Consider the following 7,922-nt stretch of genomic DNA (forward strand, 5'->3'; position numbering starts at 1 on the left):
GGGTGTGGGTGTGGGTGTGCCGCCGATTGGGCGTCCGCTGGGGAATACGCGGGTGTATGTGCTGGATGGTGGGTTGCGTCCGGTGGGGGTGGGTGTGGCTGGGGAGTTGTATGTGGCGGGGGCTGGTGTGGCGCGGGGGTATTGGGGGCGTGCGGGGTTGACGGGTGAGCGGTTCGTGGCTGATCCGTTTGCCCGGGTTCCGGGGTCGCGGATGTACCGGACGGGGGATGTGGTGCGGTGGCGGGCGGATGGTCAGCTGGAGTTCCTGGCGCGTGCGGACGCGCAGGTGAAGGTGCGGGGTTTCCGTATCGAGCCCGGTGAGATCGAAACGGTCCTGGCCGGTCATGAGGGGGTGGCGCGGGCGGTGGTGCAGGTCCGGGAGGACCGGCCCGGCGACAAACGACTCGTCGCCTACCTCATCCCCACAACCACAGGCACCGGTGTAGGGGTTGATGTTGGTGGCGTGTTGGGGATGGCGAGGGACCGGCTGCCGGACTACATGGTGCCCTCGGCCCTGGTGGTGCTGGAGCGGCTGCCCTTGACCCCGAACGGGAAGGTGGACCGCAAGGCCCTGCCCGCCCCCGACTACACCACCACCCTCGCCCGCCGCGCTCCGCGCACACCACGCGAGGAGATCCTGTGCGGGCTGTTCGTGGAAGTGCTGGGCGTCGCCGACATCGGCATCGACGACAACTTCTTCTCCCTCGGCGGACACTCCCTCCTCGCTACCCGCCTCATCAGCCGCATCCGCACCACCCTGGACGTCGAACTCACCATCCGCGCCCTCTTCGAAACACCCACCGTCGCCGGACTCGCCGAACACCTCCACACATCCAACGCCCACACCACACGCCCCAAACTCACCACCCAAACCCGGCCCGAAACCGTACCCCTCTCCTTCGCACAACGCCGACTCTGGTTCCTCGGCCAACTCGAAGGCCCCTCAGGCACCTACAACATCTCCTTGGCGCTGCGGTTGCGCGGGCAACTGGACGTCGATGCGCTGCGTTCGGCTGTGGGGGATGTGGTCGGGCGGCATGAGAGCCTGCGGACGCTCTTCCCCCAGACCGATGGCCAGCCCCGTCAGCACATCGTCGAGGGCGATGCGGCGGTGCCCCCGCTGACCGTGACCGAGACCGTCACGGAGGAAGAGCTGCCCGAAGCCCTGGCCCGCGAGGCCCGCGCAGGCTTCGACCTCGCCCGCGACCTTCCCCTGCGGGTACGACTGTTCGCGCTCGGGCCCCAGGAATACGTACTGCTGGCCGTGGTCCATCACATCGCCGCCGACGGCTGGTCGATGACACCCTTCGCCCGCGACCTGTCCACCGCCTACCAGGCCCGCACCAACAACCACACCCCCCACTGGCCCGCCCTGCCCGCACAATACGCCGACTACACCCTCTGGCAACGCGACATCCTCGGCAGCGAAGACAACCCAGACAGCGTCATCTCCACCCAGCTGAAGTACTGGATCACCACGCTGGCCGGAGCACCCGAACAACTCGAACTGCCCACCGACCACCCCCGCCCCGCCACCACCTCACACCACGGCAACAGCATCACCCTCCACATCCCCGCAACCACCCACACCCACCTGACAGAACTCGCCCACGACAGCGGCGCAAGCCTCTTCATGACCCTCCAGGCCGCACTCGCCCTCCTCCTCACCCGCATGGGCGCCGGCCACGACATCCCCATCGGCACCCCCACCGCCGGACGCACCGACGACGCCCTCGACAACCTCATCGGCTTCTTCGTCAACACCCTCGTCCTACGCACCAACACCCACGGCAACCCCACCTTCCGCGAACTCATCCAACGCACACGCGAAACAGACCTCACCGCCTACACACACCAAGACATCCCCTTCGAACGCCTCGTCGAGGTGTTGAACCCGGAGCGGTCGATGGCCCGGCATCCCCTATTCCAGGTGATGCTCACCCTCCAGAACAACACCCACCCGGACCTGGACCTGCCTGGCCTGGACGTCACCGAGCAGCCGTTGGGCGCGGTGCCAGTCAAGTTCGATCTGACGGTCAACCTCAGCGAAAACCGCACGACCGACGGCACCCCCAACGGGCTGACCGGGCGCATCGACTACCGCACCGACCTCTTCCATGCCACGACCATCGAGGCCTTGGCTGCTCGGCTGGTGCGGGTCCTGGAGTCGGTCACCGCGGATCCGGATCTGCTCGTCAGCCAGGTCGACGTCCTCGGCGAGGCCGAGCGGCATCAGGTCCTCACTCGCTGGAACGACACCGCACACCCGCTCCCGGACGCCCTACTGCCCGAACTCTTCGAAGCCCAAGTCAAGCGCACTCCGGACGCGATCGCGGTCGTCTTCGAAGGACAGGCTCTGACGTATGGCGACCTGAACGCCCGGGTCAACCGGCTGGCGCGGTATCTGATCACCCAGGGCGCCGGGCCGGAGCAACTGGTAGGGGTGGCGCTGCCACGCTCGGCCGAACTGGTCGTCACCCTGCTGGCCATCCTCAAAACCGGCGCGGGCTATCTGCCCATCGACCCGGACTACCCCACCGACCGCATCCACTACATGCTCCAGGACGCCACCCCCACACTCCTGGTCACCGACACCACCACCTCACCCACCCTCCCCCCGGCCGACGATCTGCCCCACATCGAAATCGACGCGGCCGACACCCGTACGGCCATCACCGCACACCCCGCCGCCGATATCACCGACGCCGACCGCATCGCGAGCTTGCTGCCGCTGCATCCCGCCTACGTCATCTACACCTCCGGCTCCACCGGCCACCCCAAGGGCGTGGCAGTGCCGCACCACGGTGTGGTGAATCGGTTGCTGTGGATGAAGACGGAATATGGTCTGGCTGCCGATGATCGGGTGTTGCAGAAGACGCCGTCCGGGTTCGACGTGTCGGTCTGGGAGTACTTCCTTCCGCTGATCGCGGGAGCGGTGTCGGTCGTCGCGTCACCCGGTGTCCACCGGGATCCCGCCGAGCTTGCCGCGCTGATCCGCGATGCCGGGGTCACCACGGCGCATTTCGTACCGTCGATGCTGCGCGAGTTCATCCAGGAGCCGACCGCGTCTGCGTGCGGGAGCTTGCGGAACGTTGTGTGCAGCGGGGAAGCACTTCCGGCAGAGCTACAGAACAGCTCCCTCCGCACGCTGAACTCGCGCGTGCACAACCTCTACGGGCCCACCGAGGCCACCGTGGATGTGACCTACTGGGAGTGCCGGGAGAGCGACGACGCCTCGGTGCCCATCGGCCGTCCGGTGTGGAACACACGCCTGTATGTGCTGGACGACCGGCTCTCACCGGTCCCCGTCGGAGCTTCCGGCGAGCTCTACGTCGCCGGCGCGCAAGTGGCGCGAGGCTATCTGGGACGGCCGGGTCTGACAGCCGAGCGGTTTGTGGCGGATCCGTTTGGTGAGGCCGGGGCGCGGATGTACCGGACCGGGGACGTGGTCCGGTGGCGGCCGGACGGGGCGCTGGAGTTCCTGGGGCGTGCGGATGGCCAGGTGAAGGTGCGTGGCTTCCGTATCGAGCTGGGTGAGGTGGAGAGCGTCTTGGTGGCGCATGACGCCGTCGCCCAGGCCGCTGCCGTGGTGCGGGAGGACCGCCCCGGCGAGAGGCGCTTGGCCGGCTATGTCGTACCCGTGGGCGGGGGAGGGGCGGTCGACACCGCCCAGGTGCTCGACCTGGTCAGGGACCGGTTGCCGGACTACATGGTGCCATCGGTGTTGACGGTGCTCGAGCGGCTGCCGCTGACGCCGAACGGGAAGCTGGATCGGAAGGGCCTGCCCGCCCCGGACTACGGCGCGTCGGCTTCGGGACGGGCGCCGCGGACACCCAGGGAAGAGTTGCTGTGCGGGTTGTTCGGCGAAGTACTCGATGTTCCCAAGGTCGGCGTCGATGACAGCTTCTTCGACCTGGGTGGCGACAGCATCGTGTCGATCCAGTTGGTCGCCCGCGCACGGGCAGCAGGTCTCGTCATCACCCCGCGGGACGTGTTCGAGCGGAAGACCGTGGAGGCTTTGGCACTGGTCGCGGCCGATGTCGACGCGGCGGTGGCGGACACGAAGAGCGACAGCCCATTCGGCGCTGTGGCCCTGACACCGGTCATGCATCAGCTGCGTGAGCGGGGTGGCTCCATCGACCAGTTCAGCCAAGGGGTGTTGCTCCAGGTCCCCGAGCGACTGGGGCTGGAGGAACTGGTCGTGGCGGTGCAGGCGATTCTGGATCACCATCATGCGCTCCGTGCCCGACTGATCGACAGGGGCGGGGAATGGGAGCTCGAGATCCCCGCGGTCGGTGCCGTGCGAGCGGCGGAGTGTGTGCGGCGTGTGGACGTGGCCGGACTGGCCGAAGACGCTGTGGGCAAGATGATCGGGACCGAGGCGGAAGCCGCGCGAGAGCGGCTTTCACCGAGGTCAGGGGCGATGGTTCAGGCGGTCTGGTTCGACTTTGGCCCCGACACGCCGGGACGGCTGCTGGTGGTGGCGCACCACCTGGTGGTCGACGGGGTGTCCTGGCGCATCCTGCTGCCCGACCTCCATGCGGCCTGGGAGGCGGCCACGACCGGGGCCGACCCTGCCCTTCAGCCGGTGGGCACCTCGTTCCGCCACTGGGCCACCAGGCTGGTCGCGCAGGCGGATGAGCACCTTGTGGAGTTGCCACTGTGGGAGAAGATTTTCGATGCCCCGGATCCTCTGTTGGGTACGCGGGCGCTTCAACCGGGCAAGGACACCTGGGCGACGGCGGGGGACCTCACATTCGCACTGCCAGTGGAGCAGACGGCCTCTCTCCTTGCTCACATCCCCACGCTGTTCCGCTGCGGCATCGACGATGTCCTGCTGACCGCTCTCGCGCTCTCCATTGACGGCTGGAGAGATGGCACTGGGGTCGGCGATGGTACGGATCTGCTGGTCGAGCTCGAGCGGCACGGCCGCGAACACCTGGTGGACGGGACTGACCTGTCCCGTACGGTCGGGTGGTTCACGAGCACGTTCCCCGTATGTATCACCACGGAGACCCGGGGGAGGGGCGGCCTGCGTGGATCCGCTGTCGACGACGCGCTGAAGAGCGTCAAGGAACAGCTGAGGGCTGTGCCACACAGCGGCATGGGATACGGGCTGTTGCGCCATCTCCATCCGCGGGGAAGCTCGGATTTGCGGCAAAAGGGCAGCGCTCAAATCCTCTTCAACTATCTGGGCAGAGTGGCTGTCACGGGGGAGAGCCATCCGCGGGCAGCGGCCAATTGGACCGTCGTTCCTGGCAGCAAGGCGGGAGCCGGAGCCGATCCGGATATGCCGATGAGCCACAGCCTCATCGTCGATGCGGTGGTTCAGGACACCCATGACGGGCCGCAGTTGATGGTGACATGGTCGTGGCCGACCGGTGTGCTCACCGAAGAACGGGTTCAGGAGTTGGCGGACTCTTTCCTTGAAGTCCTCGCACTCATGGCTGACCGTGCGGCACAGCCGGACGCCGGAGGGCTTACCCCGTCCGATGTAGGGCTGCTCGACCTGAGTCAGGACGAAATCGACGAGTTCGAGCTTGCTGAGATGGAAGACGGAGCGGAAGGAAATCTGCTGTGAAGCGTTCGAACATCGAGGATCTCCTGCCGTTGTCGCCCCTGCAGGAAGGCCTGTTCTTCCACTCTCTGTACGACAATGAGGCGGCGGACACCTACGCCGTTCAGGTTGTCATCCGGCTGGCCGGAAAGCTGGACACCGGCGCGCTCAGGCTGGCGGCAGAGGCGATGCTCGCGCGGCATGCGAGCTTGCGGGTCCGCTTTCGCTACCGTAAGTCAGGGAAGCCCGTTCAGATGGTGATGGGCGAGGTTGAACTGCCCTGGCGTGAAGTCGATCTGGAACACCTCGAATCGGCTGAACGCGACGCCGAACTGGCCCGGATCGCAGAGGAAGACCGGGCTCTGGGATTTGATCTGAGCAAGGCTCCGCTGCTGCGTTGCACGCTGGTCCGGATACGCGAGGACGAGCACTGTCTCATCTGGTCGAACCATCACATCCTGCTGGACGGATGGTCCAATGCTGTTCTCTTCCGCGAGCTTTTCACGCTCTACAAGTGTCGCGGCGATGATTCACAGCTGCCGTTCGTGCCGTCCTATCGGGATTATCTGGCGTGGATAGCCAGGCAGGACACCGGAGCCGCGGAGACGGCCTGGCAAGAGGCGTTGGCCGATCTGGACGGGCCCACCCGTATCGATATTTCGGGGAAGAAGCAGACCGCTGCTGCCCCCGAGCGGCTGACGCATACGGTTTCGCAAGAGCTGGCCGACGCGCTGAGCGCCACGGCACGCGCTCATGACCTCACGCTCAATACCCTGATCCAAGGTGCCTGGGCCATCTTGTTGAGCCGGATGTCCGGGCGCGATGACGTCGTCTTCGGCGCCACTGTGGCCGGCCGACCGCCGGAGATCCCGAGCGTCGATAAGATGGTCGGCCTGTTCATCAATACTTTGCCTGTGCGTATACGTCTTGACTCTTCCCAGCCGTTGGGGGAGTTGCTGACACAGGTGCAGGATCAGCAGGCCCGTCTTATGGACCACCAGCACCTGGGGTTGTCTCGCATTCAGCGTGCGAGCGGCCATGAGGAACTGTTCGACACGGTCGTTGTATTTGAGAACTATCCGGTGGAATCCGCGGCGTCCGCGGCGCTGGACGAAGAAGTACAGGTCGCGGACATCTCCGTGCGCGATGCCACTCACTATCCAGTCAGCCTCATGGTCGTTCCTGGGCGGGGGTTGGAACTGCGGCTGGACTATCAGCCTGATCTGTTTGAGCGGGAGTGGGCGGAGGTGCTGGCCAGCCGTCTGGTGCGGGTGTTGGGGGCGATGGCCGCTGGTCTGGATGTGCCGGTGGGGCGGGTTGATGTGCTGGGTGAGGCGGAGCGGCAACAGGTCCTGGTCGACTGGAACAACACCGCGCATCCGGTGCCGGATGCGGTGCTGCCGGAGCTGTTCGAGGCGCAGGTGGAGCGGACTCCGGATGCGGCCGCGGTGGTCTTTGATGGCCACGAGTTGACCTATGGCGAATTGAATGCGCGGGCGAACCGGTTGGCGCGGTATGTGGTGGGGCCGGGGGTCGGTCCGGGGGATGCGGTGGCGGTGTGGATGGAGCGTTCCGCCGATCTGATCGCTGTGTTGTTGGCGGTGTTGAAGACGGGTGCGTTTTATGTGCCGCTGCATGAGGGCTATCCGATGGAGCGGCTGCGCTCGGTCATGCGCGATTGCGGCGCTCGTGTGCTGCTGACCGACCGGCCTGTTCAGGCGGACGGATTCGCCGAAGGCGCGCGTGTGGTCGAGGTGAGCGGCGAGGTCCTGACCGGCGCTGGCGCCGGTGCCGGGGCTGATGAGGGCAACGTGGTGGTGAGCGGTCGGCATCCGCTGCAGCTTGCCTATGTGATGTATACCTCGGGCTCCACCGGCGAACCGAAGGGCGTGGCCGTGCCGCACCGCGGTGTGGTGGAGCTGGCTCTGGACAGGGCGTGGGCCGACACCGGACACCAGCGGGTGCTGATGCATGCTCCGCATGCCTTCGACGCCTCGGATTACGAGATCTGGGTGCCGCTGCTGTCGGGCGGCCGGGTTGTCGTAGCGCCCAACGAGCAGGTCGACGCTCAGGCGCTGCGTGGGCTGGTGGCGGGTGGCGGGGTGAGTGCGGTGCATGTGACGGCGGGGTTGTTCCGGGTGATCGCGGAGGAGGATCCCGGGTGTTTCGGTCAGGTCCGGGAGGTGCTGACCGGCGGTGACGTGGTCTCCCCCACGGCCGTTCAGCGGGTTCTGCAGGCGTGTCCGCAGGTGAGGGTGCGGGCCCTGTATGGGCCCACGGAGATCACCCTGTGCGCCACCCAGCACCTCATGACCCCCGCCACGCCCCCGGGCACGTCGGTTCCTATTGGCCGGCCCATGGACAA

General features: G+C 66.6%; 2 protein-coding genes. Both read left to right on the top strand.

Annotated features, from left to right (window positions below):
• A partial coding sequence (locus tag ACWDSL_RS50370) for an amino acid adenylation domain-containing protein (RefSeq protein WP_450496112.1) occupies window positions 1–5,581 on the top strand: 5,581 nt, incomplete at its 5' end.
• On the top strand, window positions 5,578–7,922 hold a 2,345-nt coding region (locus ACWDSL_RS50375), incomplete at its 3' end, for a non-ribosomal peptide synthetase (RefSeq protein WP_450496113.1). The genes ACWDSL_RS50370 and ACWDSL_RS50375, both read left to right, overlap by 4 nt.

This window comes from Streptomyces sp. NPDC000941 (assembly GCF_053599555.1).